This is a genomic window from Amycolatopsis sp. NBC_01286 (genome assembly GCF_035982555.1).
Taxonomy (GTDB): domain Bacteria; phylum Actinomycetota; class Actinomycetes; order Mycobacteriales; family Pseudonocardiaceae; genus Amycolatopsis.
Genome location: NZ_CP108428.1, coordinates 7,648,130 through 7,670,882, shown reverse-complemented (window position 1 = coordinate 7,670,882; position 22,753 = coordinate 7,648,130). Strand labels below are relative to the sequence as shown.

Genomic DNA, 22,753 nt, shown 5'->3' with positions numbered 1-22,753 from the left:
GGGAAGGCCCTCCGGTCGTGCGTCTGTCAGCTGGTTCCTCAGCTTTCGACGAGCATCAGGCAGAACCCGTCGTGGCCGCGGCTGCCGACGGTCTGCACGGTCGTCGCCGTGACGCGCGGTTCGTCGGCCACCAGCTGGTTGAACCGGCGCACGCCCTGCACCGCCGGGTTGGGGCTGTCGGCCTCGATGACGAGCCCGTCGAGCACCACGTTGTCCACGACGATGACGCTGCCCGGGCGGGTCAGCTTCAGGGCCCAGCCGAAGTACTCCGGGATGTTGGCCTTGTCGGCGTCGATGAACACGAGGTCGAACGGCTCGCCGCCCGCCAGCTCCGGCAGGGTCTCGAGCGCCTTGCCGACGCGCAGGTCGACGACGTCGGACAGGCCGGCGTTGTCGATGTTGCGCTGCGCGACCTCGGCGAAGGACGGTTCGGCCTCCAGCGTGGTCAGCGTGCCGCCCGCGGGCAGCGCGCGGGCCAGCCAGATCGCGCTGTAGCCGCCGAACGCGCCGATCTCGAGGATGCGACGCGCGCCGTGGGTGCGGGCGAGCAGGTGGAGGAACTTGCCCTGGTTGGGTGCCACCGCGATCTCCGGCAGCCCGGCCTCGGCACTGGCCTTGGCCGCGAGGTCCAGGGCGGCGTCGTGCTCCACCATCAGGTTCGAGGTGTAGGTGTCGATTTTCGTCCACTGGTCTTCGCTCATGTCTCCCGATGTTACTTGAGGAAGGCGCGCGGCTATAGGGATAATGGATTATTTTTCTCGTCAGGTTGATTTCCTGGAGGCAACCACTGTAGTGTCGAAGGAGATCGGGCGGTTGTTTCGCCGCCGCCCCCGATGATCGATCAAGGCCACTCTCCGAGGCGCCGTCTGGGAATGCTTTCCCGGCGCCGGAAGAAAGGATGGCGACATGTCCGAGAACGCCGTGGCGACCCTCGAGTCGCCCCGCCTTGCCCCGCTCCGCGCGGCCGCGTTCCACCACCTGGGGATCCAGACCGCCGATCTCGCCAACTGCGTCTCCTGGTACCAGGAGTTCTTCGGCTGCAAGGAGAACTGGAACCTCGACGAGTTCTCCGAGCTGACCACCAGCCGGCTGCCGGGCATCGTCAAGCTCGTCGAACTGCGGGCCGGCGGCACCCGGTTCCACCTCTTCGAGCGCGCGGGCGAAGGCAGTGAACCGCCCGAGCCCGGCAACGCGCAATTCCAGCACGTCTGCATGGAGGTCGGCTCGCCGGCGGAAATGTCCGCGTGGCAGCGGCACTGGACCCGGTTGTACGAATCCGGCCGATTCCATTTCACGCGTGACGAACCGGCGACGGAGATCGTCACCGATGACGACGGCGTGCAGAGTTTCTACGTATTCGACGTGAACGGCCTCGAATACGAGTTCACCTGGATTCCGGAGGCCGCGTCATGACCGTTCCCGTGCTGACCGGGGTCCCCGTGCGCGAGGGGTGGGACTTCGGCGACTTCCCCTACGGCCTCGAACCGCTGACCATCCCGGACGCCGGCACCGAGCCCGGCGGCGACGGCCCCTGCTCCCGCTTCGCCGGGCTGTGCACCCACCTGGAGCACATCTCGCGCAGCGGGGTGCCGGGCCCGGTCGAACCCGTCGAGTCGTCCGACCGGCTGTACTGGTTCCGCTGGATCACCGGCCACCAGGTGACGTTCGTGCTGTGGCAGCTCGTCGCCCGCGAACTGGCCATGGCCGAACGCGGCGAGCGTGACCGCGAGGCCGCGCTGGCCTCGGCGGCGCTGTTCACCCGCGGCTTCAGCGCGATGCTGCTCTACACCAGCTCGACGCCGATCGACGTCTACCACGAGGTCATCCGGCCGAGCATGTTCCTGCAGCACCGCGGGTTCAGCGGCACGTGGGCGCCGGACTTCGCCCCCGTCCGCGATCTCTACCGCGGCAAGGGCCTGCCCGATGACGACTCGCCCGGCGTCCAGGCCCTGCGCGACGAAGTCGGCTTCTACCAGCGCGTCCACGGCGGGATCGCGGCCAAGCTGGTGCCGAGTGGCCGGTCGCTGCTGCAGGACGCGGCGGGCGCGGCCGAGGCGCCGCACCCGGACGTGCTGAGCGTCGTCTACGACAACTACTTCATGACGCTGCGAGCGCCGACGTCGCTGCCGGACGTCGTGGCCCAGCTGCTGCGCCGGCTCAACGCCGTGGCGCTGGACGTCACGCAGAACGGCGTCGACGCGGTGTCCGACGCCGAGGACCCGCCGGCCGAGCTGACCAGTCCCGAGGTCCGCTCCTGCGAGGCCGGGTTCGTCGGCCTCCTCGCCGACGTCGCGGCGTGCGCGGCCGGCTCCCCGGCGGACTGAGCCGTGCGCCACGGCATAGTCCTGCTGCCCGAGCAGCGCTGGTCCGCCGCGCGGGACCGCTGGCGCCGCGCCGAAGAGCTCGGGTTCGACCACGCCTGGACCTACGACCACCTGATGTGGCGCTGGCTGCGCGACGAGACGTGGTTCGGCTGCCTGCCGACGCTGACCGCCGCGGCCGGGGTGACGTCGAAGATGCGGCTCGGCTCGCTCGTCGCCACCCCGACGTTCCGCCACCCGGTGCCCTTCGCCAAGGAGCTGATGACGCTCGACGACATCTCCGGCGGACGGCTGATCTGCGGCGTCGGCTCCGGGGCCGGCGGGTACGACGAGAGCGTCTTCGGCGCTGAACAAGAAGGCAGCCGGGCCGGGCGGTTCGCGGAGTTCCTCGAGCTGACGGACCTGCTGCTGCGGCAGCCGGTGACGTCGTACGAGGGCGAGTACTACCGCTGCGAAGGCGCCCGGATGGTGCCGGGCTGCGTGCAGCGCCCGCGGCTGCCGTTCGCGGTCGCCGCGACCGGCCCGAAGGCGATGGGCCTGGCCGCGCGGTACGCCGAAACGTGGATCACCGCGGGGGCGCCGGGCCGGTTCGACGCGCGGCGCTGGGACCTGGTCGTGCCGGAGCTGAAGGACCAGCTCCGGGCGTTCGAAGACGCCTGTGCCGCGGCGGGCCGCGAGCCGGCGGCGGTGGGGAAGCTGCTGGTGACGGGCGCGACCGTCGGGGGTGTGCTGGATTCGGCGCAGTCCTTCCGGGACGCCTCGGGCACGTTCGCCGACCTCGGCTTCACCGACCTGGTCGTGCACTGGCCCCGGCCGTCCGAGCCCTACCAAGGGGACGAGCGGGTCCTCGACGAGCTGGACCTGGCCTGAAAGGAGCAGCATGCCCGCGTACGAGATCGTCAACATGTTCGCCGACCACGTCTACGCCGGCAGCGCGCTCGGCGTCGTCCCGCGGGCCGGTGACCTCGACACGGCGGGGATGCAGGCGCTGGCCCGCGAGATCAACCACACCGAGACGGCGTTCGTGCTGCCCCCGACCGGGACCGGCGCCGACTACCGCGTCCGCGTCTTCACACCCGAGGCGGAGTCGCCGTTCGGCGGGCATTCCAGCGTCGGCACGGCGGTGACGCTCGCGCGGCTGGGCCTGGTGCCCGCCGGGCGGGTCGTGCAGGAGTGCGGCCCGAAGCTGCTGCCCCTGGACGTGTCCGCCGAGGCGGGCAAGATCACCGCGAACGACCCCCTGGCCAGCGAAAAGCTGGATGCCGGGGTCCTGCTCGGCGCCGTCGGCCTGCCCGCCTCCGCGGCCGGCGGCGCCCTTCCCTTCGCGTGCGGGTTCGGCCCGGCGTTCCACTTCCTACCGGTGCGCGCGGACGCCGTCGCCGCGGCGAAGCCCGACTTCGCGCGGATGGCGGCCGCCGACCTCGCCGACGTCCTGGTGTTCAGCTGGGACCCGGCGACCCGCACCGCGCACGGTCGGCTGTTCGCGCCGGGCTACGGGATGCCCGAGGACCCGGCCTGCTCGTCGGCCGCGCTCGGCCTGGGCGTCTGGCTCGTCGAGGCGGGCTGGCTCGCCGGCGGCGACTTCACCCTGCACCAGGGCCACGAACAAGGCCGTCCGTCCACTTTGTCCGGCTCGGTCCAGGTCGCCGACGGCCGGCCGGTGTCGGCGTCGGTCTCCGGCGCCGTACTGCCCGCGGGCACAGGCGAGCTGGCCGATCCGGACCGCGAGAAGGGAAGCTGACGTGCTCGACCGACCCGAACTGCTCGGCACCCGGGGTGCCGTCTCGTCCACGCACTGGCTCGGCTCCGCCGCCGGGACGGCGATGTTCGACCTGGGCGGCAACGCCTTCGACGCCGCCGTCGCCGCGGCGTTCGTCATCCAGGTCGTCGAACCGCACCTCAACGGCCCGGGCGGCGACGTCCCGATCCTGGTCCACGACGGCGCGACCGGCGAGGTCGAGGTGATCTGCGGCCAGGGCCCGATGCCGGAAGCCGCCACGCCCCAGGCGTTCCGCGACCGCGGCGTCGACGCCATCCCCGGCTCCGGCCTGCTCCCGGCGGTCGTGCCCGGCGCGTTCGGCGCGTGGCTGCGGCTGTTGCGCGACCGCGGGCGCCTCGACCTCGGCACCGTCCTCGCCCCGGCGATCGCCTACGCCGAAGACGGGTACCCGCTGCTGCCGAAGGCGGCGGACATGATCGACGTCCTCGCACCGCTGTTCCGCGAGGAGTGGACCGGCTCCGGCGAGGTGTACCTGCCCGGTGGCCGGTCGCCGAAGCCCGGCGCGCGGATCTGCAACAAACCGCTCGCCGCGACCTACCGGCGGATCGTCGCCGAGGCCGACGCCGCCAAGGGCGGGCGCGAGAACCGGATCGACGCCGCGATCACCGTGTTCTACGAAGGGTTCGTCGCCGAGACGATCGCCGACTTCCTCGCCACGGCGGAGCCGCTCGACTCCACCGGCCGCCGCAACAGCGGCCTGCTCACCGGCGACGACCTGGCCGCGTGGCGGCCCACCATCGAGCAAACGGTCAGCGCCGACTACCGCGGCCACACCGTGCACAAAGCCGGCCCGTGGTCGCAGGGCCCGGTGTTCCTCCAGCAGCTGGGCCTGCTCGAAGGCTTCGACCTGGCCGCGATGGACCACGGCGGCGCCGACCACCTCCACACGGTCGTCGAGAGCGCGAAGCTCGCCTTCGCCGACCGCGAGGCCTTCTACGGCGACCCGGCCCACACCGACGTCCCGCTCAAGGAGCTCCTGGACCCGGCGTACGCCGCGGCCCGGCGTGAGCTGATCGGCAGGAAGGCGTGCGGTTCATTGCGTCCCGGCATGGACGGCTGGTTCCCGGAACCGCCGCTGCCCGGCGAGCCGGACACCGACTGGCGCGCGCAGCTGGCCGACGGGATCCCGGCGGTCGTCAAACTGACCGCGGCCAAGGGCGACACGTGCTGCATCAGCGCGTCGGACCGCGACGGCAACATGGTCGTCGCCACGCCGAGCGGCGGCTGGCTGAAGAGTTCCCCCGTCATCCCCGGCCTCGGCTTCCCGCTCGGCACCCGCGGGCAGATGGCGTTGCTGGACGAGGGCCACCCGAACACGGTCGCGCCCGGCAAGCGCCCGCGGACCACGCTGAGCCCGACCCTGGTCACCAAGGACGGGCGGCCGCACCTGGCGTTCGGCACCCCGGGCGGTGATCAGCAGGACCAGTGGACGCTGAACTTCTTCGTCAGCCACGTCGACGGCGGCCTGCGGCCCCAGGCGGCCGTGGAGCAGCGGGCGTTCCACACCGACCAGGTGCCCTCGTCGTTCGCGCCGCGCTCGGCCCGCCCGAACCGGCTGGTCGTGGAGAACAGCTGCCCGCCGGAGGTGGTCGCGGAGCTGCGGGCGCGCGGCCACGACGTCGCCCTCGCCCCGGACAAGTCCCTGGGCAAGGTCTGCGCGACGGGGTTCGACGGCGACCTCGTCCTGGCCGCGGCGAGCCCGCGCGGGCAGCAGGCCTACGCCGTCGCCCGCTGAGACCGGAGGTGTCGTGGTGAAGTCCGTACTGGAACTGTCCCCGAGCCGGCGTGCGCTGGCCGAAGTCACCGACGAGCTGGGCCGGGGCCGGCCCGCGGTCGTCCACAACGGACGCGAAGCCGTGTTCGTGCTGCCACTGGCCGAGGTTTCGGTGTCGGGGGTGGCGTTCCTGGTCCGGCACGGCTCGGGTCTGCTGATCGCGGCCCTGCCCCGGAGCCGCTGCGACGACCTGGGCCTGCCGAGGATGTGGGGCGAGTTCGAGCAGCCGTCGGACTACTGCGTCACGGTCGACGCCGCGGACGGCATCACCACGGGCATCTCGGCGACCGACCGCGCGACGACCCTCTCGCGGCTGGCCGACTCGTCCGCGGGCCCGACGGACTTCCAGCGGCCGGGACACGTGATGACCCGCGCGACCCACCCGGACGGCGTCGTCGGCCACGCCGGCTTCCCCGAAGCGGCGTCCGACCTGGCGGACCTGGCCCACTGCGGCCCGGCAGCGGTGTACACGCACATCGTCAGCCCCCTCGACCCGACGCGGCTCGCCAAGCCGGAAGAGCTGGACCGGCTACGCGGCGAATGCGCGCTACCGGCGGTGAGCTTGGCGATGCTGCGCGGGTTCCGGACCCGGCTGGCTTCAGCCGCGTAGCCGGGCATTGAGCCGGGCCGCCTGGCGGGTGAGGTGGTCGCGCTCCGGCACGCTGGCCGCCGCCCGCGCGGCCTCGGCGTAGAGCCGGGCCGCGCCCGCCGCGTCGCCGTCGCGCTCGTGGAGGTACGCCGAGACGGCCGTGTAGCGCGGCAGCGCGGGGTCGAGATCCGCCAGCGCCGCCAGGCCGGCGCGGGCGCCGTCGGCCTCGCCGACCGCGACGGCCCGGTTGAGCCGGGCCACCGGGCTGCCGGTGAGGCGCACCAGCTCGTCGTACCACTCGACGATCTGCACCCAGTCGGTCTCCTCGGCCGTCTGGGCATCCGCGTGGAGCGCGGCAATCGCCGCCTGGGCCTGGAACTCGCCCAGGCGGTCGCCGGTCAACGCCGTCTGGAGGATGTCGACGCCCTCGGTGATCAGGCGGGTGTTCCAGCGGCTGCGGTCCTGCTCGGCCAGCGGTACGAGGCTGCCGTCGGGCCCGGTCCGCGCGGGACGCCGGGCGTGGTGCAGCAGCATGAGCGCGAGCAGGCCCGCGACCTCTTCGTCGTGGGTCCCGATCGCCAGCTGGCGGGTGAGCCGGATCGCCTCGGCGGCGAGGTCGACGTCACCGCCGTAGCCCTCGTTGAAGACGAGGTAGAGCACGCGCAGCACCGTGGTGAGGTCGCCGGTCCGGGTGAGCCGGACGCCCGAGACGGTCTTCTTGGCCCGGCTGATCCGCTGGGCCATGGTCGCTTCCGGCACGAGGTAGGCCTGCGCGATCTGGCGCGTGGTCAGGCCGCCGACCGCGCGCAGCGTGAGCGCGACGGCCGACGCCGGCGTCAGCGACGGGTGCGCGCACAGGAAGTACAGCTGGAGCGTGTCGTCCACGGCCGCGCCCGGCTCGGGCGCGGGCTCGTCGTCGACGCGTTCCTCGCGCTGCCGCCGGGACGTCTCGGCGCGGGTGGCGTCGAGGAACTTGCGCCACGCCACGGTGATCAGCCAGCCCTGCGGGTCGCGCGGCACCTCGTCCGGCCACGTGCGCAGCGCCTCGATCAGGGCGTCCTGCACGGCGTCCTCGGCCGCCGCGAAGTCGGCGCCGCGCCGGACGAGGACGCCGAGCACGGTGGGGGTGAGGGTCCGCAGCAGGGCTTCGTCCACGGACGTCACTCCGTGATCGTCGGGGGCGCGGTCAGGAACGGGCGCACCTCGAGCCACTCCTGGATCGGCGTCCCGCCGGCACCCGGCGCGGCGGACAGCTCGCCGGCCAGCTCGAGCGCCCGCTCGTAGCTGTCGACGTCGATGATCGTCCAGCCGGCGATCAGGTCCTTGGTCTCCGCGAACGGCCCGTCAGTGACCGGCGGCCGTCCCTCGCCGTCGGACCGGACGAACGTGCCGTCGGGGGAGAGCGGCCGGTGTTCGACGAACTCGCCGGTGCTCTCGAGCCGGTCGGCGAAGTCCTGCATGTACTGGACGTGGGCCGTGAGCTCCGCCGGCGTCCACTGGTCCATCGGGACGTCGTTGACTGCGGCCGGGGCGCCCCGGTAGTGCTTGAGCAGCAGGTACTTGGTCACGGTGATCTCCTTCGCGAGGTGGTCTTCGGGGTTCAGGCGCTCTGCCGCGCGGCACGTTCGTGCATCAGCTCCTCGACGGCGCTGGGCAGGGTCTGCTCGAAGTCGATGAGCTTCGCCCAGGTCGGGGTCACGACGATCCGGACCATACCGTCGTAGAGGTCACGCACCTCCGCCTCCCACTCGACGCGCTGCTCCGGCGTCATCTCGTAGGTGCCGTTCATCTGCAGGTACTCCTCCGGGATGCCGTCGACGACGTCCAGTTCGGCCTGGCCGCGGATGAGCAGGATCTTGGGCGGGTGCACCTCGGTGTCGATCGTGAGGGCGACCGCCGGGTTGGCGCGCAGGGCGTGCAGCTTGGGGGCGTTCTTCGGGGTGCAGAGGACGATCTGCGAGCCGGTCCAGGTGAACCCGATCGGGATGGTGCGCGGGGTGCCGTCCTTGGCGACGTAGGCCAGCCGGGTCAGGTCGCGGCCCAGCAGCTCCTGGCTGTACGGGCGGTTCAGGATCTCGGTGATCTCGGTCTGGTGCACGGTTCCTCCAGTGGTCGCTGTCGCCCCTGGGACGGAGCCGGTCCCGCATTCTCGACATCACCGCGGGGGACGGGTCCCGAAATTTTTCGCGGCCCGTCCTAGAGTGCGGCGACTCCAACCGAAGACGGGGGCAGAACATGACTTCCACCAGGCAGGACGGCGACACCTGGGACCTGGCGTCCAGCGTCGGCACCACGGCCACCGCCGCCGCGGCGGCCCGGGCGATCGCGACCCGCGAGGACAGCTCGCTCTTCGCCGACCCATTCGCCGAACCACTAGTCCGGGCGGTCGGCGTCGACCTGCTCACCCGGCTGGCGTCCGGCGAGCTGCCGCCGGGCGACCTGGTCGAGCAGGTGGCGATCGACGTGGCCAAGGTCCGCGGCAAGTTCTACGACGACTTCTTCCTCGACGCGGCGAACGCGGGCATCACGCAGGTCGTGATCCTGGCCTCGGGGCTGGACTCCCGCGCGTACCGGCTGCCCTGGCCGGCCGGGACCGTGGTGTACGAGCTGGACCAGCCGCAGGTCGTCGAGTTCAAGACCCGCGCACTGGCCGAGCTGGGCGCCAAGCCCACCGCCGACCGGCGAGTGGCCGCGGCCGACCTGCGCGACGACTGGCCGGCCGCCCTGCGTGAAACCGGTTTCGACCCGACGCGGCCGACCGCGTGGAGCGCCGAAGGCCTGCTGGGCTACCTGCCACCGGAGGCCCAGGACAGCCTGCTGGACACGATCACCGAACTCAGCGCCCCGGGCAGCCGCGTGGCCACCGAAAGCCGCCCCAACCCGAAGCCGGGCGAGGAGGACCGGACGAAGGAAAGCCTGGACCGCGTCTCCGAGCGCTGGCGCGAGAGCGGTTTCGACCCGGGCATGGCCAAGCTGCGCTACTTCGGAGACCGCAACGAGGCGGCGCCCTACCTGGCGGGCCTGGGTTGGGCCCTGTCCGGAAGCACGGTCGGAGACCTGCTGGCCGCCGTCAACCTCCCACCCCTGAAGGCCGACGGCCTGCGGCTGGGGAACGTGCGCTACATCAGCGGCACCCTCAACGAGCCGCCGAACTAGCACCCACAGCCTTGCCGAGGGATCGTGAGTGCTCAGCCGGGCTGGAGCGGACCTGCTTTGGTGACCAACCGGTCCGGCTGGCGCTCTGGGTTGCTGAGGCTGGCGTGTTGCCGGGTCTGCCGCGGCTTGTCATCTGTGTTCAGCCGGAATCGTGTGGCTGGCGTTCGGCACGTGGCAGTTCCGCACCGTCGCGACAGTCGTCTACTAGCGGACCGGTGTTCCGCCACCCATCGGAACACCGGCCCGCATCACGCAGGTCCGGCACCCAGCCATCGCAGGCCAACCCCACCGCACCAGAAGTCACACGCGCCACACCGGTACCGGTCGTGAGTGTTTAGGAGGGTTCTAACCCTCCTAAACACTCACGACAAGCCGCGGCAGACCCGATCAGCGCGTGGGGGATGGGGCAGATCGCGGCCTCCGTCATCGAGCGGCGCGCGTTGGCCGTCGCTCCGTCCGGCGGTGTGTGCGGGCCCCGGGGAGGGGGGTCCTAGTTTTTGAGCGCCTCTTTGCGCCCCTCCAAGCCTCAAGGCTTCTCCAGGCTCATCTGAGTTTGGATATGTAACCTTATCCGAACTTAAGCACACTGGTAGCTATCTTTTGATTTTGAACAGCCGCTTCTAGTTCTAATCAGAAGGTTTGATAGGGTCTTGACCATGACGGAAGATGCTGGTCAAGCCCGGGTTTGCGAGTACCGACGCTGCGGAGCGGCTCTGCCGCCCGCCGTGGGCCGGGGGAGCCGGGCGCGGTTCTGCCAGGACGGGAAGACCTGGGGGCGGCGGAACCTCACCTGCCGTGACGCCGAAGCCGTCCTGGCCGACGCCGAGTCCCTGCGTGAGAGCGACACGGCGCTCGACGACACGGCCGTCACGGCGTTGTCCGGGCAGGTCGACCGGGTGCTCGAACCGGCCCGCGGGCTCGTCGAGACGCTCACGACGCTGCGCCACCAGCTCGAAGCGACCACCACCACCGCCCTCGCCGAGCGGGACGCCGCTCTGGCCGAGGCCGACGAGCACCGGCTCCAGCGCGGCCGGGCCGACGCCGAAGCCGCCCAGGCTCGCGACGTCGCCGAAGAAGCCGTGCGGCAGGCGGCCGTCGCCGAGAAGGAGAAGACCGCCGCCGGTCGGGAACGGGATCAGGAGCGCGCCGTCCGGAAGGCCGCCGTGCAGGAGCAGCAACGCGCCGAGGGGCAGCTGGCCGCCGTGCGGGATGAGCTCGCCCGCGTCGCCGAGCGGGCCGAGGCCGCCGCGACCCTCGCCGGGGAGCGGGCCACGACCATCGCCACCGTCACCGCCGAACTCGCCGCCACCCGGACCGCGCTCGACGACGAACGCGGCCGTGGTCAGGACGCCAACGTGCGAGCGGAAGCCGCGACCGTCCGTGCGGAGGCTGCCGAAACCCGAGCAGAAGCCGTCTCACAGAAGCTCGACGCCGCGCGCGAGGAGCACGCCAAGGCCCGTCAGGAAGCCGCGGACCGGGCCCAGGCCGACGTCGAACGGCTCCGCGCCGGCTTCGACCAGCGGCTCGCCGAGGTGCAGGCGTCCCACGAGCAGACCGTCCGGTCCATGCACGAGACCACCACGAACCTGGGCGCCGAGCTGCGCGCCAGTACCGCCCGGGCCGACGCCGCCGACCACCGGCTGAGCCAGGTCCGCGCAGCCCTGAAGGCTGAAGAAGTCTCAGCAACACTTAAGCAGTTACTTGACCAATGAGCCGAGCGAGCCTAACTTAAGTACATGCTTAACCATGACGAGTCGCTGGACCTGGTGTTCCGCGCCTTGGGGGACCGGACGCGACGGGCTCTGGTGGAGCGGCTCGTGCGCGGTCCGGCGTCGGTCAGCGAGCTGGCCGCGCCGCTGCCGATGTCGCTCGCCGCTGTCGTGCAGCACCTGCAGGTGCTCGAAACGGCCGGGATCGTGCGCTCGGAGAAGGTCGGCCGGGTGCGCACCTGCCGGATCGTGCCGGAGGTGCTGCGCGCCGGCGAGCACTGGCTCGGGCACCAGCGCACCGAGTGGGAGAGCAAGCTCGACCGGCTCGGGGACTTCCTCGAGCCGGGTGACTCGGAAGGAACGTCCTCATGACCGTCACGCACAGCACGTTCACCCTGGAACGCACCTACGCCGCGACACCCGCGCGGGTGTTCGACGCCTGGGCGGACCCCGCGGCGAAGGCCCGCTGGTTCGGCGGGGAAACCCACGCGCTGGACTTCCGCACCGGCGGCAGCGAGGTCACCACGGGCACCGCGCCGAACGGCACCAAGCTCGAAGCCGCCTCGACCTACCACAACATCGTCCCCGACGAGCGGATCGTCTACTCCACCACGCTGACCGGCGGCGACACCCTCGCCACCGTCTCGACGACGACGATCGAGCTGCTCCCCGACGCCGCCGGCACCCGCCTCGTCCTCACCGAGCAGGGCACCTTCCTCGACGGCGCGGAGGAACCCGCCTGGCGCGAGCAGGGCACCGGCGACTGGCTGGACAAGCTGGGCGAGGAGCTGAAGTGACCCCGAGGGCGCTGATCGAGTCCCGCGTCGCGGCCGTAGCGGCGAAGGACCTCGACGCACTCCTGGCCTGCTACGCCGAGGACGTCACGCTGTTCGACGCGGTCGGTCCGTTGCGCGACACGGGCCGTGAAGCGGAACGGGCCCGGCTGCGGGAGTGGTTCGGCGTCTACCGATCCGCGATCGAGCTGGACATTCGCGACCTGGAGGTCGTCGCCGACGGCGATGTCGCCTTCGCGTCCTACCTGTTCCGCGTGCGCGGCACCATGCTCGACGGAACCGCCGTGGCGATGTGGGTGCGCTCGACTGCCGGGCTCCGCCGCGACGATGACGGCTGGAAGATCGTCCACGAGCACAGCTCGGTCCCGTTCGACGGCGCCACCGGCGAAGCACTCACCCGGCTGCGGCCCGGGTCCGGTACTGCTGCGGGCTGACGCCGAACTCGCGTTTGAAGGCCGTGCTGAGGGCGAACGCGCTGCCGTAGCCGACCTGGTGGGCGACCGCGCCGATCGTTGCTTCCCGTTGCTGGCGCAGGAAATCCGCGGCCAGGGCGAGCCGCCAGCCGGTCAGGTAGGCCATCGGGGTCTCGCCGACGGTCGTGGCGAACCGGCGGGCCAGCGCGGCCCGGGAGACGCCGGTGTCGGCGGCGAGCTTCGCGACCGTCCACGGCTCGGCGGGCTGGTGCTGCAGCAGCCGCAACGCCTGGCCGACGATCGGGTCGTCGTGCGCTCGGTACCAGGCGGGCGCGCTGGTGTCGGGCCGGTCGAACCACGCTCGCAGCGCCGCGATGAGCAGCAGGTCCAGCAGCCGGTCGAGGACGGCTTCCTGACCCGGGACGTCCCGGCCGATCTCCCCGGCGAGCAGCCCGACCAGCGGCGTCGGCCAGTCGGTGGCGCGCAGGACGATCAGCACCGGCAGTGCCGCGAGGAGCCGTTTGCTGAGCTCGCCTTCCATGCCGTAGGTGCCGGTCAGCAGCACGACCGGGCCGTCGGTGCCGTGGCCCCAGGTCCGGACGCCGAGGTCGGCGTAGTCGGTGAGGTGCCCGCCGTCGGGCGTGCGGCATTCCTGCCCCGGCAGGATGATCGCCTGCGGCGGTGTCCCGGGGTGGTCGGCGACGACGTACGGGTCCGGGCCGCGCGCGATCGCGACGTCACCTTCGCGCAGCTGGACGGCTTCGCCGCCGTCGGGCACGATCCACGCTTCGCCGCGCACCACCGACACGACCGTCAGCGGCGCCCGGTCTTCGATGCGCAGCGACCACGGCGGGGTCAGTACCGACCGCAGCAGGAACGCGCCGTGCGCGCGGGGGCCGTCGAGCAGGGCGGCGAGCGGATCCATGCGTCCGAGTGTAGACGCTGGCACATGCCATCGAGGCTGTGAACTATGGAGAGTCTCACCGTGGCCCGGTTGACTCACGGCCATGACAACGAACTTCCTTGTGGTGGGCGGCACGGGCAAGACCGGCCGCCGGGTGGCGGACCGGCTGCGGGAGCGTGACCTGCCGGTGCGGATCACGTCCCGGCGGGGCGCGCCGCCGTTCGACTGGGCCGACCGCGCCACCTGGGCGCCGGTGCTCGAGGGCATCGACGCCGTCTACCTGACCTACTACCCCGACCTGGTCGTGCCCGGCGCGGTCGACGACATCCGCGCGTTCACCGAGCTGGCCATCGCCGAGGGCGTCCGGCACCTGGTGCTGCTCTCGGGCCGCGGTGAGGAGGAGGCCGAGGCGTGCGAGCGGATCGTCGCCGCGGCCGACATCGGCTGGACCATCCTGCGCTGCAGCTGGTTCGCGCAGAACTTCAGCGAGCACTTCCTGCTCGACGCCGTCCGCGGCGGCGAGATCGCGTTGCCCGCGGGGATGGTGGTCGAGCCGTTCCTCGACGTCCGCGACATCGCTGACGTGGCGGTGAAGGTGCTGACCGAACCCGGCCACACGAGCCGGCTGTACGAGCTGACCGGGCCACGGCTGCTGACCTTCGCCGACGCCGCCGCGGACATTGCGGCCGCGTCGGGGCGGGATGTCCGCTATGTTCCGGTTTCCGCCGAGGACTACGCCGCCGCGGCCGTCGGCTACGGCGTGCCGACGGCGGAAGCCGAGGCGCTGACGGAGCTGTTCGCCCGGGTGCTCGACGGGCGCAACGAGTCGGTGACGCACGACGTCGACCGGGTGCTGGGCCGCCCGGCGACGGACTTCGCCGACTTCGCGCGGGACGCGGCGGCGACCGGGGTCTGGGCCCGGTGAAGGGGAAGGTGACACCGATGTCGACGGTGGTTTTGGTGGCCGCGCTGGTCGCGGCCGGGTTGCTCGCGGGGCTGTTCTACGCCTACTCGTGCTCGGTGCTGCCGGGCCTGGCGCGCGGTGACGACAAGACGTTCGTGGAGGCGATGCGCGGGATCAACGTCGCGATCGTCAACCCGGTCTTCATGCTGACGTTCCTGGGCGCGCCGCTGCTGGCAGGGGTGGCGATCTTCCTCAACCCCGGGCCGCGGCCGTGGGTGATCGCGGGGTTCGTGTTCCTGGTGGCGACGCTGGTGATCACCGCGACGCTGAACATCCCGCTCAACAACGCGCTGGAGAACGGCGGCGACGACTACGCGGCGCTGCGGGCGCAGTTCGAGACGTCGTGGGTGCGCTGGAACGTACTGCGCACCCTCACGAGCACGGCGGGCTTCGGCTGCCTGGTCGCCGCGGTCCTCACCCGCCGTGGCTGACCCCTCGTGAGTGCGTAACAGTGTTAGAACACTGTTACGCACTCACGAGGCACGTCAGTCGGTGAGGCGGAAGAGCAGGTCGGTGACCCACTGCGCGGGGTCGGGTACCTCCAGCGGATTGGTGCGCAGCACTTCCAGGCGGCAGCCCCATTCCTCGCCGTCGGGTCCTTCGGTGCGGTCCCACGTGACGCCCTGCTCCGCGCCCCAGGCCAGCACCGACGCGGTGGCGGCGGCCAAGCCGTCGGGCGCGCCGACGTAGGTGTCGAGGACGTACTTCCCGGCCGGCAGCTCGTCGGTGAACGCCGGTTCCGCCGGGGCGAAGTCGCCCGCGATCGGGACGCCGGCCTCGACGGTGAACCGCATCCCGGGGTGGATGACGCGGTAGCGGAAGAACGGCGCGCCGGCCAGGGCGATCCCCTGCCCGGCCAGCGTGCCGATCAACGGCGGCAGCCGGTCGGCGATCCGCGGGAACTCCGCGATGCCGAGCGTGGCGCGCTCGGCGACGTAGCGCTGGGCGGGCAGGTCCACGACGGACGGCATCAGGCGAACTCCTCGGCCGGTCGGATCGGGCGGACCTCGATACTGCCGTAGGTCGCCGCGGGGTGCTTGGCCGCGATCTCCAGGGCTTCGTCGAGGTCGTCGCAGTCGAGGACGACGTACCCGCCGACCTGCTCCTTGGCCTCGGTGAACGGGCCGTCGGTGAGCAGGACCTCGCCGTCGCGGACGCGGATGGTGGTGGCTTCCGACGGCGGGCGCAGGCCGCCCCCACCGCGGATCTTGCCGCGGCGGTCCAGGTCTTCACCCCAGCCGTCGCAGCCGTCGTACTGGTGTCCTTCGGCGGTTTCGTCGCCGCAGATCATGAGCAGGTACTGCATTCAACGTCCTTCCAGGACTTCACGCAGGCGCACAGCGAAGGCGGCAGGCTCGGCGAGGAACCCGCCGTGGTCGCCGGGGAACGGCTCGGCGGTCAGGCCGAGGTCGGCGGCGAGGCCCAGGCCGGCTTCGTGGGCGGGCAGCCCGACGGCCTTCTCGCCGACGCCGACGACCAGCCGGGTGGTCACCGCGCGCAGGGCGTCGAGGTCCGGGTCGTAGGCGCCGATGGCGGCCATGAGGTGGCCGAAGAAGTAGGCGAAGTTGCCTTCCATCACCTTCATCCGGGCGAGCTCTTCGGGCGTCGGGTCGGTGGGCGGGGTGATGTCGAAGCCGCTCATCTTCGCGAACGCGCCGATGGCGGCGCCGATGCCGTGCTCGCGGTAGATCGCCGGGATGTCGGGGCCGTCGAGCACGCCCGGGCCGAGGTACCGCGTGACCGGCGGCTCGTGCAGGACGACGGTGCGGACCTGGCCGGGGTGGCGCACGACGTGGTTGAGCATGGTGATGGCGCCGCCGCTGTTGGCAAACACTTCAGCCGGCCCGTCGCCGATCTCGGCGAGCAGGCGGTGGACGTCGTCGGCGTGCTCTCGGAGGGTGTGGTCGCCGGGTTCGCCGTCGAGGGGGCTGCGGGAGATGCCGCGGGGGTCGAACGTGACGACGGTGTGGTCCTCGGCCAGCAGCGGCCGGATCGGGGCGAAGCCGGTGGCGTCGGCGGGGCCGCCGGGGATCAGCAGCAGGACGGGGCCGCTGCCGGTGACGTCGTAGGTGATGCGGGCGCCGGGTACGGCGAGGGTGCGGGTGGTCATGGCGTCTCCTCGGATCGGGGTTCGCCTACCCGACGGATGGGATCGGCCGGAACAGACACCGTTTCGGAAATTCTTCGGGTGAGGTAGCTGCGCTCGGCAGCGGTCGTGGCCAGGTCCCGGGCCGTGGCGTACCAGTGTGCGGCCTCGTCGTGGCGGCCCAGCCTGCGGAGGAAGTCGGCGCGAGTGGCCGGCAGCAGGTGGTAGCCCTCGAGCGCCTCGGTCAGTTCGTCGAGGAGGGCGAGCCCGGCGAGGGGGCCGTCGGCCATGCCGACGGCGACCGCCCGGTTGAGTGCGACGATCGCGCTGGGGACGAACTTCCGCAGCTCCCGGTAGAGGCCGGCGATCTGCGCCCAGTCGGTGTCGGCGGGCGTGGCGGCGGTGGCGTGACAGGCCGCGATGGCGGCCTGGATCTGGTACGGCCCGGGCTGCCGGCGCCGCAACGCCGTCTCCAGCAGCTGCGTGCCTTCGGTGATCAGCGCGGTGTCCCAGCGCGTGCGGTCCTGCTCTTCGAGCGGCACGAGTTCGCCGTCGGGGCCGACGCGGGTGGTGCGGCGGGCGTGTTGCAGCAGCATCAGCGCGAGCAGGCCCAGGACTTCGGGTTCGTCGGGCATCAGCCGGGCCAGGACGCGGCCCAGCCGGACGGCTTCGGCGGCGAGGTCGGGGCGGAGCAGGTCGGGCCCGGCGGTGGCGGAGTAGCCCTCGTTGAACGTCAGGTAGAGCACGCCGAGCACGGCGGCGGTGCGTTCGGGCAGCAGGTGCGCGGGCGGGACGCGGTAGGGGATCCGGGCGTGGCGGATCTTGCGCTTCACCCGCACGAGCCGCTGCGACATCGTCGCTTCCGGGACGAGGAAGGCGCGGGCGATCTCGGCGGTGCTGAGCCCGGCGAGCGTGCGCAGCGCGAGCGCGACCTGGGCTTCGGTGGCCAGCGCCGGGTGGCAGCAGGTGAAGATCAGCCGCAGCCGGTCGTCGGGCACATCACTGTCGTCGGAGACGTCGGGGTCTTCGGGGATGTGCATGCGGCCGGCCTCCCGGAGCTTGGCGGCGCCGAGGGTCTCGCGCCGGAGCCGGTCGGTGGCGCGGTTGCGCGCGGTGGTGGTGAGCCAGGCGCCGGGCCGCTTCGGGACGCCGTCGCGGGGCCAGGTGCGCAGGGCAAGCGCGAAGGCCTCCTGCGCGCACTCTTCGGCGAGGTCCCAGTCGCCGGTGATCCGGATGAGCGTGGCCACGACCTGGCCCCACTCCTCGCGAAACGCCTCGGCGACGGCCGTCTCGACGTCCACCACCACTCCTCCCGGTTGCTGTCACCGTCCCGACGAACGGCCCGGCCCCGATTCGACAGCTACGGCGTGGCAGGCGCCGAACCCATCGGCGCGCACGACGATCCGGCCGCCTTCGACGCGGACGGCGGTTTCGGTGGCGTCGCTGACCGCGGTGACACCGGCGGCCGCGGCGAGCGTGCCCGAGGCGTCGCAGACGATCCGCAGCCGCGGCTCCCGGGGCGGCGCCACAGCCTGGTCGAGGCAGCCGCGCAGGTCGGCGACGGCGAGGCGGGTCAGCGGGGCGAGTTCGCCGGGGTCGCTGGTGACGAGCGCGACGGTGACGTCGGCCCCGGTGCGGACGGCTTCCTCGAAGGCGGCGGCACGGTGCAGGCCGAGGACGGTGACGACGCCGTCGCCGGGCCGGACGGTCTCGCCGGTGAGCAGGTCGGTCCCGGCGGGCGGGTGCCACGGTTCGTCGACGCGCCGGGGCTGGGAGGTGATCGGTGGCTCGGCGGGCCAGTCGTCGTCGAGGCCCAGCTCCAGGAGCCGCTCGCAGGCGGTGACGATGTGGAACGGCTCGCCGAAGCCCGGTGCGGCGGCCGCGAGCTGGCTCGCGCCGTGCAGCGTGGTCAACGCGGCTTCGGCGACGCGCACCAGGCGTCCGCCCGGGCGGAGGCGTTCGAGGGCGAGGCCGAGCAGGATCGCGTCGACCCGCATGAGCTGCGCGAACGGCCGGCGGGTGTGCTCGTCGGCGAGGATCTCCGGCAGCAGGTCGCGGGTGAGCCGGGCGTCCTCGCTGTCGCTGTCGGTGGCCAGGGGGAGCCGGGCGACCCAGGCGCGGGCGAACGCGGCCAGGGCGTCCGGCGCGCTGGGGTGCGACGGCGGCGTGGCGGGCCGGGGTGCGTGTTCGGCGAGGTCGGCCAGTACCGCGAAGTACAGAGCGCGTTTGCCGGGGAAGTTGGAGTAGACGGCGCCGCGGGTGAGCTCGGCGCGCTCGGCGATGACGTCGATCTTGGCGTCGCGGAAGCCGCGCCGGGCGAACTCGTCCCGGGCGGCGGAAAGCACCTTCGCGCGGTTGCGCACCTGCGTTTCCGCTCTGCTGAGTCCGGCCATCGTCCTCCTTGCCCCGGTGTTGCCGGTCAAGATACCGTGACCATCCAGATGACAAGAACATCTGATCTTAACATTTGGAGTCCCCGATGATCCCCGAGATCGACCTGACCGACCTCAAGGTGCTCACCGACCCGTTCACCGCCTACGACCAGGCACGCGAGGCGAGCGCGGTGGCGCGGCTGGTGATCCCCGGCTTCGGCCCGTTCTGGGCGCTGACCCGCTACGCCGAGGCCCGCGCGATGCTGAGCGACCCGCGGTTCGAGGTGAAGCCGGAGAGCTTCATGCGCCCGCCGGGCATCCCCGAGCACTGCCTCGAGTACATGCGGACCATGGCCGAGCAGGACGGCGTCGAACACCTGCGGCTGCGACGGCTGGTGGCGCCCGCCTTCACCCCGAAGCGGGCCGCGCAGTTCCGCCCGCGGCTGGCGGCCATCACCGGACACCTGCTCGACGAGCTGCCGTCCCATGCCGAGGACGGCGTCGTCGACCTGGTCCCGCACTTCGCCCGGCCGCTGCCGATGGACGTCATCTGCGAGCTGATCGGCATCCCCGCGGCGGACCGGCCGCGCTGGCGCGAGTACGGCGCCGCGGTCGCCGGCGGGGTGGGCCAGGACTTCCTCGCGGCCATCCCGGTGATCATCGAGGGCGCGAAGGACGTCGTCGCGCGCAGCCGCGCCGAGCCGGGTGACGACCTCATCGGCGACCTCGTCCGCGCCCAGGACGGTGACCGGCTCACCGACACCGAGCTGGTCACCCTGGTCTGGCACCTCATGCTGGCCGGGCAGACGCCGGTCAACCTCATCGCCAACGCCGTCGAAGCCCTGCTCACGCACCCGGACCAGCTCGCACTGCTGCGCGTGGATCCGGCGTTGTGGCCGGGCGCGGTCGAGGAGCTGATGCGGTGGTGCAGCCCGCAGCTGCTCACCACGCCGAGGTTCGCGCGTGAGGACGTCGAGATCGACGGCACCCTGATCCGGGAAGGTGAGCGGGTGACCGCGGCGATGGTGGCCGCCGACCGTGACCCGCGGGTGTTCGACGGCGCCGACCGGCTCGACGTCACCCGGTCCGGGCCGGCGCAGCTGGGGTTCTCGCACGGCCCGCACTTCTGCCTGGGCGCGTCGATCGCGCGGGTGCAGGCTGAGGTGGCGTTGTCGGGACTGTTCACGCGGTTCCCGGACCTCGCGCTGGCGGTCGACGACGTTCCGCGCGCGCCCGACGGCGGGACCTGGCGGCCGTCGGCGCTACCGCTGACCCTCTGAGCGGGCGTTGATCAGCGTCTCGATGCCGTCGAGGACGCGGGCGAGGCCGAAGTGGAAGCTGTGGGCGGCGTCGGACGCGGCGTTGTGCGTCTCGCCGGCGGCCTGGCCGACGCGGGAGGCGAGGGGGTAGTTCGCCGCGTCGGCGGCCGGGATGCCGGCCAGCACCGGCGCGGCGCGCGCCCACCACTGCGCGTCGGTCAGGCCACTGGCGCGGACCAGGCGGGCGGCGTCGACCGAGGTGCGCGCGGTGGCCCGGACGAGGCCGTTGACGATGGTGATCACGGAGTCCATCTCGACGTCGTCCAGGCCGATGCCGTCGATCGCGCGCAGCTCGTGCTCGTACCTGGCGAAGGTGTGCGGGCCCAGGACCGAGCGGGTCGTGGCGGCTTCCAGCAGCCAGGGGTGGCGGTGGAAGTGGGCCCAGGCCGCTTCGGCGATGGCGGTCAGCGCCGCGCGCCAGCCGAGGCCGGGTTCGGGGGCCGGCAGCTCGCCGCGGGCGTGGTCGATCATCAGCTCGACGAGCTCGTCCCGGCCGGGGACGTAGGTGTAGAGCGACATGGGGGAGACGCCGAGGTGGTCGGCGACGCGGCGGATGGTGACCGCGTCGAGGTGCTCGGCGTCGGCGATCGTGATGCCGGCCTTGACGACGTCGGCCGTGGTCAGCTTGGGTTTCGGGCCGCGTCGCGGTGGCGCGGAGACGCCCCAGAGCAGCTCGATCCCCCGTCGCGGGTCACTGCCGCCGTCGTCCTCGGTGCTCACGCCGCTCATTCTGCCCATTCGATCCCCGTACGTCGTACAGAGTTGTGCTAACCTCTTCTTCGTACACAGTACAGAGTTAAGGGGGAAGATGACTCCGCAGATCCAGGCCGAGGGACTCCGCAAGCGCTACGGCGCCGCGTACGCCCTCGACGGGTTCGATCTGTCGGTCCCGGCCGGCACGCTGCACGGCCTGCTGGGACCCAACGGCGCGGGCAAGACCACCGCCGTCCGCGTCCTGAGCACGCTCCTACGGCACGACGACGGCGTCGCGCGCGTGGCCGGCTTCGACGTCGCCACCGAACCGGCGAAGGTCCGGGCGGCGATCGGCGTCGTCGGCCAGCAGACCGCCGTCGACGAACTGCTCTCCGGCCGGCAGAACCTCGTGTTGTTCGGCCGGCTGCACCACCTCGGCCGCCGCGAAGCCACCCGCCGCGCCGACGACCTCCTGGCGCGGTTCGACCTCGCGGACACCGGGTCGAAGCCGGTGTCCGCGTACTCCGGGGGCATGCGGCGACGCCTCGACCTGGCCGCGTCCCTGCTCGCGGCACCGCGAGTGCTGTTCCTCGACGAGCCGACGACCGGGCTGGACCCGCGCAGCCGCATCGAGGTCTGGCGCGCGGTGCGGTCCCTGGTGGCCGACGGCACGACCGTCCTGCTCACCACCCAGTACCTCGAGGAGGCGGACCGGCTGGCCGACCGGATCTCGCTCGTCGAGCACGGGCGCGTCATCGCGGAAGGCAGTCCGGCCGAGCTGAAGGGGTCCCTCGGCGCGACCCGGATCGAGCTGGTGCTGACCGATCCGGACGTCGTGGGCGCGGCGACGGCGTTGCTCGCCCGGGTCACCGGCGCCGAGCCGGTCACCGAGGAGCTGCGGGTGAGCGCGCGGGCGGCGCCGTCGATGCTGACCGATGTCGTGCGCGAGCTGGCGGTGACCGAGCTGGCGTTCGCCGACGTGGCCCTGCGGCACCCGACGCTCGATGAGGTGTTCCTGGAGCTGACGGGGGTGGCGCGATGACCTGGGCGATCACCGACGGCTGGACGCTGACCCAGCGCTACCTCGCGCACCTGGCCCGGCGCCCGGCCCGGCTTGTCACCGTGGTGGCGTTCCCGATCCTGATGGTGCTGATCTTCGCCTACCTGCTCGGCGGCGGGATGACCGTGCCGGGCGGCGGCTCCTACCGCGAGTTCCTGATGCCGGGGATGTTCGGCATGACCATGGCGTTCGGCCTGTCGGGCACGATGATCGCGGTGCTCGACGACGCCACCAAGGGCGTCACCGACCGCTTCCGGTCGCTGCCGATGGCGCCGTCGGCGGTGCTCACCGGCCGGGTCGCCGCGGACCTCGTCAACGCCGTCCTCGCGCTGGCCGTGCTGGTGGGCTGCGGGTTCGCGGTCGGCTGGCGCCCGCACGGCAGCCTCGGCGAGACGCTGTCCGCGCTCGCGCTGCTGCTCCTGCTGCGGGCCGCGCTGGTCTGGGCCGGGATCTACCTGGGCCTGCTGACCACGGACCCGTCGATGGTGACGCTCGCCCAAACGCTGGAGTTCCCGTTCGGGTTCCTCTCCAGCGCGTTCGTCGCGACCGCGACGATGCCGGCGTGGCTGGGAACCGTGGCCGAGTGGAACCCGTTGTCCTCCACGGTGACAGCGGCGCGGGTCCTGTTCGACAACCCGGGGGTGGTGGGGACGTCCTGGGTGAGTACGCACCCGGTGGTGATGGCGGTGGTCTGGCCGCTGGTCCTGCTCGCGGTGTTCGTGCCGCTGTCCGTGCGCCGATTCGGGAGGCTGGGGAACTGAACGCCGATTTCCTGCCGGGGGAACCGCCACGAGCGGGCCACCTGGTGCTCGACGACAC

At 72.3% G+C, this 22,753-nt stretch carries 27 protein-coding genes; 16 read left to right on the top strand and 11 right to left on the bottom strand.

What is annotated here, in order from left to right; genetic code table 11:
- Window positions 1–38: 38 nt before the first annotated feature.
- Window positions 39–701: an O-methyltransferase gene (locus tag OG570_RS35670; protein WP_326953303.1), complete on the bottom strand. Its 663-nt coding sequence runs from the start codon at window positions 699–701 to the stop codon at window positions 39–41.
- Window positions 702–906: 205 nt separating this feature from the next.
- Here OG570_RS35670 and OG570_RS35665 point away from each other — a divergent pair, with 205 nt between their 5' ends.
- Genes OG570_RS35665 through OG570_RS35640 form a run of 6 tightly spaced genes read left to right on the top strand, consistent with a single transcriptional unit; the run spans window position 907 to window position 6,485 of the window.
- The gene (locus OG570_RS35665) at window positions 907–1,413 is read left to right on the top strand and encodes a VOC family protein (protein WP_326953302.1); all 507 of its coding nucleotides are present in this window, start codon (window positions 907–909) and stop codon (window positions 1,411–1,413) included.
- Window positions 1,410–2,324, top strand: a complete 915-nt coding sequence (locus OG570_RS35660) for a hypothetical protein (protein WP_326953301.1) — start codon at window positions 1,410–1,412, stop codon at window positions 2,322–2,324. The genes OG570_RS35665 and OG570_RS35660 overlap by 4 nt, the downstream gene beginning before the upstream one ends.
- A 3-nt stretch (window positions 2,325–2,327) precedes the next feature.
- A complete protein-coding gene (locus OG570_RS35655) occupies window positions 2,328–3,191 on the top strand; it encodes an LLM class flavin-dependent oxidoreductase (RefSeq protein ID WP_326953300.1) in 864 nt (287 codons plus the stop codon).
- A 10-nt stretch (window positions 3,192–3,201) separates the two neighbouring features.
- Window positions 3,202–4,062, top strand: a complete 861-nt coding sequence (locus tag OG570_RS35650; RefSeq protein WP_326953299.1) for a PhzF family phenazine biosynthesis protein — start codon at window positions 3,202–3,204, stop codon at window positions 4,060–4,062.
- 1 nt (window position 4,063) lies between these two features.
- The gene (locus OG570_RS35645; RefSeq protein ID WP_326953298.1) at window positions 4,064–5,836 is read left to right on the top strand and encodes a gamma-glutamyltransferase family protein; all 1,773 of its coding nucleotides are present in this window, start codon (window positions 4,064–4,066) and stop codon (window positions 5,834–5,836) included.
- A gap of 16 nt (window positions 5,837–5,852) precedes the next feature.
- Window positions 5,853–6,485, top strand: a complete 633-nt coding sequence (locus OG570_RS35640) for a 3,4-dihydroxy-2-butanone-4-phosphate synthase (RefSeq protein ID WP_326953297.1) — start codon at window positions 5,853–5,855, stop codon at window positions 6,483–6,485.
- Here OG570_RS35640 and OG570_RS35635 read toward each other — a convergent pair.
- The 3 genes from OG570_RS35635 to OG570_RS35625 are packed head-to-tail and all read right to left on the bottom strand — an operon-like array spanning window position 6,474 to window position 8,562.
- The gene (locus tag OG570_RS35635) at window positions 6,474–7,619 is read right to left on the bottom strand and encodes an RNA polymerase sigma factor (RefSeq protein ID WP_326960257.1); all 1,146 of its coding nucleotides are present in this window, start codon (window positions 7,617–7,619) and stop codon (window positions 6,474–6,476) included. The genes OG570_RS35640 and OG570_RS35635 overlap by 12 nt on opposite strands.
- A 5-nt stretch (window positions 7,620–7,624) precedes the next feature.
- On the bottom strand, window positions 7,625–8,032 hold the full coding sequence (locus OG570_RS35630) for a YciI family protein (RefSeq protein WP_247051783.1): 408 nt from the start codon (window positions 8,030–8,032) through the stop codon (window positions 7,625–7,627).
- A 32-nt stretch (window positions 8,033–8,064) separates the two neighbouring features.
- Entirely contained in the window at window positions 8,065–8,562 is a 498-nt protein-coding gene (locus tag OG570_RS35625) for a pyridoxamine 5'-phosphate oxidase family protein (protein ID WP_326949613.1), read from the bottom strand.
- A gap of 137 nt (window positions 8,563–8,699) precedes the next feature.
- Here OG570_RS35625 and OG570_RS35620 point away from each other — a divergent pair, with 137 nt between their 5' ends.
- The 5 genes from OG570_RS35620 (at window position 8,700) to OG570_RS35600 (ending at window position 12,557) form a co-directional block, all read left to right on the top strand.
- Window positions 8,700–9,620: a class I SAM-dependent methyltransferase gene (locus tag OG570_RS35620; RefSeq protein WP_326953296.1), complete on the top strand. Its 921-nt coding sequence runs from the start codon at window positions 8,700–8,702 to the stop codon at window positions 9,618–9,620.
- Between the two features lie 656 nt (window positions 9,621–10,276).
- Window positions 10,277–11,332 carry a hypothetical protein gene (locus OG570_RS35615; protein WP_326953295.1) on the top strand — a complete coding sequence of 352 codons (1,056 nt, stop codon included), beginning with the start codon at window positions 10,277–10,279 and terminating at the stop codon, window positions 11,330–11,332.
- 24 nt (window positions 11,333–11,356) lie between these two features.
- Window positions 11,357–11,701 (top strand): ArsR/SmtB family transcription factor, encoded by a 345-nt coding sequence (locus OG570_RS35610; protein ID WP_326953294.1) that lies wholly within the window; start codon window positions 11,357–11,359, stop codon window positions 11,699–11,701.
- A complete protein-coding gene (locus tag OG570_RS35605; RefSeq protein WP_326953293.1) occupies window positions 11,698–12,126 on the top strand; it encodes an SRPBCC family protein in 429 nt (142 codons plus the stop codon). The genes OG570_RS35610 and OG570_RS35605 overlap by 4 nt, the downstream gene beginning before the upstream one ends.
- Window positions 12,123–12,557, top strand: a complete 435-nt coding sequence (locus OG570_RS35600; protein ID WP_326953292.1) for a YybH family protein — start codon at window positions 12,123–12,125, stop codon at window positions 12,555–12,557. The genes OG570_RS35605 and OG570_RS35600 overlap by 4 nt, the downstream gene beginning before the upstream one ends.
- On the opposite strand, the gene OG570_RS35595 is transcribed toward OG570_RS35600, so the two are convergent.
- Window positions 12,517–13,461 carry an AraC family transcriptional regulator gene (locus OG570_RS35595; RefSeq protein WP_326953291.1) on the bottom strand — a complete coding sequence of 315 codons (945 nt, stop codon included), beginning with the start codon at window positions 13,459–13,461 and terminating at the stop codon, window positions 12,517–12,519. The two genes, OG570_RS35600 and OG570_RS35595, sit on opposite strands and share 41 nt — an antisense overlap.
- A gap of 82 nt (window positions 13,462–13,543) precedes the next feature.
- On the opposite strand from OG570_RS35595, the gene OG570_RS35590 reads away from it, so the two are divergent.
- Both OG570_RS35590 and OG570_RS35585 read left to right on the top strand, forming a co-directional pair.
- On the top strand, window positions 13,544–14,365 hold the full coding sequence (locus tag OG570_RS35590) for an NmrA family transcriptional regulator (protein WP_326953290.1): 822 nt from the start codon (window positions 13,544–13,546) through the stop codon (window positions 14,363–14,365).
- A 17-nt stretch (window positions 14,366–14,382) separates the two neighbouring features.
- Entirely contained in the window at window positions 14,383–14,835 is a 453-nt protein-coding gene (locus OG570_RS35585; protein WP_326953289.1) for an anthrone oxygenase family protein, read from the top strand.
- A 54-nt stretch (window positions 14,836–14,889) separates the two neighbouring features.
- On the opposite strand, the gene OG570_RS35580 is transcribed toward OG570_RS35585, so the two are convergent.
- Genes OG570_RS35580 through OG570_RS35560 form a run of 5 tightly spaced genes read right to left on the bottom strand, consistent with a single transcriptional unit; the run spans window position 14,890 to window position 18,883 of the window.
- The gene (locus tag OG570_RS35580; protein WP_326953288.1) at window positions 14,890–15,375 is read right to left on the bottom strand and encodes a GyrI-like domain-containing protein; all 486 of its coding nucleotides are present in this window, start codon (window positions 15,373–15,375) and stop codon (window positions 14,890–14,892) included.
- Complete coding sequence (locus OG570_RS35575) at window positions 15,375–15,710, bottom strand: YciI family protein (protein ID WP_326953287.1); 336 nt, start codon at window positions 15,708–15,710, stop codon at window positions 15,375–15,377. Before OG570_RS35575 ends, OG570_RS35580 begins: the two co-directional genes overlap by 1 nt.
- Window positions 15,711–16,514 (bottom strand): alpha/beta fold hydrolase, encoded by an 804-nt coding sequence (locus tag OG570_RS35570; RefSeq protein ID WP_326953286.1) that lies wholly within the window; start codon window positions 16,512–16,514, stop codon window positions 15,711–15,713. It lies immediately after the preceding gene.
- Window positions 16,511–17,791 carry an RNA polymerase sigma factor gene (locus OG570_RS35565; RefSeq protein ID WP_326953285.1) on the bottom strand — a complete coding sequence of 427 codons (1,281 nt, stop codon included), beginning with the start codon at window positions 17,789–17,791 and terminating at the stop codon, window positions 16,511–16,513. Before OG570_RS35565 ends, OG570_RS35570 begins: the two co-directional genes overlap by 4 nt.
- Window positions 17,792–17,812: 21 nt before the next feature.
- Window positions 17,813–18,883 carry a TetR/AcrR family transcriptional regulator gene (locus OG570_RS35560; RefSeq protein WP_326953284.1) on the bottom strand — a complete coding sequence of 357 codons (1,071 nt, stop codon included), beginning with the start codon at window positions 18,881–18,883 and terminating at the stop codon, window positions 17,813–17,815.
- A gap of 86 nt (window positions 18,884–18,969) precedes the next feature.
- Here OG570_RS35560 and OG570_RS35555 point away from each other — a divergent pair, with 86 nt between their 5' ends.
- Window positions 18,970–20,142 (top strand): cytochrome P450 family protein, encoded by a 1,173-nt coding sequence (locus tag OG570_RS35555; RefSeq protein WP_326953283.1) that lies wholly within the window; start codon window positions 18,970–18,972, stop codon window positions 20,140–20,142.
- Here OG570_RS35555 and OG570_RS35550 read toward each other — a convergent pair.
- Window positions 20,125–20,910, bottom strand: a complete 786-nt coding sequence (locus OG570_RS35550; RefSeq protein WP_326953282.1) for a TetR/AcrR family transcriptional regulator — start codon at window positions 20,908–20,910, stop codon at window positions 20,125–20,127. The genes OG570_RS35555 and OG570_RS35550 overlap by 18 nt on opposite strands.
- Window positions 20,911–20,989: 79 nt before the next feature.
- Between OG570_RS35550 and OG570_RS35545 the strand changes: the two genes are divergently transcribed.
- Together OG570_RS35545 and OG570_RS35540 are read left to right on the top strand one after the other, a co-directional pair.
- Window positions 20,990–21,916: an ATP-binding cassette domain-containing protein gene (locus tag OG570_RS35545; protein WP_326953281.1), complete on the top strand. Its 927-nt coding sequence runs from the start codon at window positions 20,990–20,992 to the stop codon at window positions 21,914–21,916.
- Window positions 21,913–22,695 carry an ABC transporter permease gene (locus OG570_RS35540; protein WP_326949629.1) on the top strand — a complete coding sequence of 261 codons (783 nt, stop codon included), beginning with the start codon at window positions 21,913–21,915 and terminating at the stop codon, window positions 22,693–22,695. Before OG570_RS35545 ends, OG570_RS35540 begins: the two co-directional genes overlap by 4 nt.
- Window positions 22,696–22,753: the final 58 nt, after the last annotated feature.